Origin of the sequence: Arthrobacter sp. Bi26, from assembly GCF_918697925.1 — a bacterium.
Classification (GTDB): domain Bacteria; phylum Actinomycetota; class Actinomycetes; order Actinomycetales; family Micrococcaceae; genus Arthrobacter.
The window spans coordinates 1-3240 of record NZ_CAKKMF010000183.1; the positions used below are offsets into that span (position 1 = coordinate 1).

Here is a 3240-nt window from a genome sequence, read left to right on the forward strand (position 1 = left end):
GCGACGTCGCGGCACCTGATCCCAGCCATTGCGCCAGGCCCGCACCGTTTGCCGGCTCTCGTCTGAGAATGCGCCCCTAGCGAGCCACCATGCCCGCTCTCTGCATACCCACGTCCGCCGCCCAAGGTTTTCCCATGCTGCTCTCCCTAGAGTCTGTTTTGCCATGGGGGAAGTACCGCAAGGAGGCGCAGATGGAACGTTGGGCGGCGCACCGGCAACAGCGCACGAACGGTAGCCATGGAAGTCCACCGGCCAATGCAGCCTTGGAATCTGCTAGAAACCCCACTCCTGCAATTTGCCAAGCAACGCCAAGTGGGATGCGAGCTGCATTCCGGCGGCCGCGGCCTGCGATCCTGAGGGTGCTGCATGCTGAAATTCGCCGCGTGTTCTTACTTCTTGTCGGATCGCTGCTAATCATGGCGTTCGTGGCACTGGTTCTGCACATACCCGCGGGCGCGGCGGGCTCGCATGTGCACAGCGCGGGGCTGCCAGCGACGGCGGCGACCCTGGACAGCTCCACGGACGTGACCGGAACGCACATTCACAACACTGTGCTTCCAGCTGCCGCCTTGGAGGCCGCTCCGGCTCCTCTGCCACGGACCGGATGGACCGCTTCAGCCAGCGACGAGGAAACCATCCGTGTGAACGGCCAGGCCAGCAATGTGCTGGACGGAAGTGCCACCACGATGTGGCACAGCCGGTGGTACCCGGCGCCGGCGGCGGCATTGCCGCACACCATCACGATCGACACCAAGGCGACCCGAAGCATCGGGGGACTCCGCTATATCCCGCGTTCTGACGGCGCGAACGGTCGGGTCGGCAGCTTCGAGATCCGGGTGAGCACCAACGGCACCACCTGGAGTACGCCGGTCGCTCGCGGGACCTGGCCGGACACCAATTCTGAGAAGGAAGTGACCTTCGCTTCGGTCAGCACCCGATACGTCCGGCTGATTGCGACCACAGAGGCCGGCAACCGCGGCCCGTGGAGCAGCGCCGCCGAGATCAACCTGCTCGCCGGACAAACCACGCCTCCAACCGATGTGCTGCCGCGCACCGGCTGGGTGGCCAGCGCCAGCGATGAAGAGGTCACCGGCGCGAACGGCCGAGCCAGCAATGTGCTCGACGGCAGTGCATATACATTCTGGCACAGCAGGTTTTCCCCGGCGCCGGCGGCGCCGCTGCCCCACTCCATCACGATCGACACCAAGGTGACGCGAGGCATCTCGGGTTTCCGCTATCTCCCGCGACCTGACCCACCGAACGGGCGTGTCGGCGGCTTCGAGATCAGGGTGAGCACCAACGGCACCACCTGGAGTACGCCGGTCGCTCGCGGGACCTGGCCGGACACCAATTCGGAGAAGGAAGTGACCTTCGCTTCGGTCAGCACCCGATACGTCCGGCTGATTGCGACCACAGAGGCCGGCAACCGCGGCCCGTGGAGCAGCGCCGCCGAGATCAACCTCCTCGGCCCGTCGCTGGGGTCTTGGGGTCCGACGATCGGCTTCCCGATCGTCCCGGCCGCGGCGGCGCTATTGCCTGGCAACCGGCTGCTGACCTGGTCGGCCTATTCCCCCACCGCCATCGGTGGCAGCAGGGGCTATACCCAGACGTCCATCCTGAACCTCAGCACCGGCGCGGTGACCCAGGCCCAAGTGGCCAACACCGGTCATGACATGTTCTGCCCCGGAACCTCGCTGCTACCGGACGGGAAGATCCTAATCAGCGGCGGCAGCAACAGCTCGAAGACCACCCTGTACAACCCTGCGACGAACGCCTGGACCCCGGGGCCGGACATGAAGATCGCCCGCGGCTACCAGTCCAACGTGACCACATCCACCGGTGAGGTATTCACCATCGGTGGGTCGTTTTCGGGCGGTATCGGCAACAAGAACGGTGAGGTGTGGTCCGCCGCCGGCGGCTGGCGAACGCTGACGAATGTGCTGGCCGACAACATCCTGACCGCCGATCCCCGTGGCGCCTACCGTTCCGACAATCACTCCTGGCTGTTTGCCGCCCCCGGTGGCCGGGTGTTCCACGCGGGGCCGAGCCGCCAGATGAACTGGATCTCCACCACCGGCAATGGAAGCATCACCTCCGCCGGGCCGCGCTCCGATAGCCCGGACGCGATGAACGGCGACGCCGTGATGTACGACGTCGGAAAGATTCTGACCGTGGGCGGGTCGACCGCCTACGAGAAAACCCCGGCTACGGCGCGGGCGTACACTATCGACATCAATAATGGGGTCAAAGCGGCCCGGACCGCAGACATGGCCGTCACCCGGTCGTTCGCGAATGGCGTCGCGCTGCCCGATGGCCAGGTGTTCGTGGTCGGCGGTCAGGCCACCCCCGTTGTGTTCACCGACACCGCCGCCAGGATGGCTCCAGAAATCTGGAGCCCGGCGACCGGAAAGTGGACCACGCTGGCCCCGATGGCCGTCCCCCGCACGTATCACAGTGTCGCACTGCTCCTCCCTGATGGCCGGGTTTTCGTCGGCGGTGGCGGGCTGTGCGGCAGCTGCACGATCAACCATCTGGACGGAGAGATTTTCACGCCGCCCTACCTGCTGAACGCAGATGGCAGTGCGCGCACCCGGCCGAAGATTTTGACCGCACCGGCCACCGCCGCAGCCGGCAGCACGATTGCTGTGACCACCGGAGCGCCGGTCACCAAGTTTTCCCTGATGCGGATGAGCACGGTGACGCATACGGTGAACACCGACCAGCGGCGGATTCCGGTGACCGCAACTGCGGTGTCGGGCAACACCGCTTCGCTGAAGTTGCCGGCGGATCGCGGCGTGCTGGTCCCGGGCACGTATATGCTCTTCGCATTGGACGGCAACGGGGTTCCCAGCATCGCCTCGACCATCTTGATCAGCTGATGACGCCGCACGTCAGCATCAATCAGCCGGCCAACGTCGTTGCGGGTACTACTTCAGATCCTCATTGCTTGCTTCCATTGCGCTATCACTTGGAGTCCTCTCGGGGGCGGGCAGAGTCATATGGTCGCAGCAACGCTCTCATCGATGGAGCGTTAGATGGCCAGAGTGTTTTCCCTGGATGCGCGCACTGAGTTCTTCGATTCGGTATGCGCAAGGATGTCGGTCCTGGGTGCCGCCCGGCGTGTCGGTGCGTCGGGCGGCACCGGGACGAATTGGTGGGCCGAGTCTGGTCAGATGACGATAGTTATGGGTCCCGGCGGCGGTCTCGCGGATCCGGTTCCCGCCCCGGAAGGGCCGGGAG

General features: G+C 65.3%; 2 protein-coding genes. Both read left to right on the plus strand.

The features are described from left to right. Positions 1-134 precede the first annotated feature (134 nt). Positions 135-2879 carry a discoidin domain-containing protein gene (locus tag LQV16_RS23235; protein ID WP_229996188.1) on the plus strand — a complete coding sequence of 915 codons (2745 nt, stop codon included), beginning with the start codon at positions 135-137 and terminating at the stop codon, positions 2877-2879. Between the two features lie 156 nt (positions 2880-3035). Further along, positions 3036-3240: hypothetical protein (locus LQV16_RS23240; protein ID WP_229996189.1), on the plus strand; the 205-nt coding region annotated here is incomplete at its 3' end.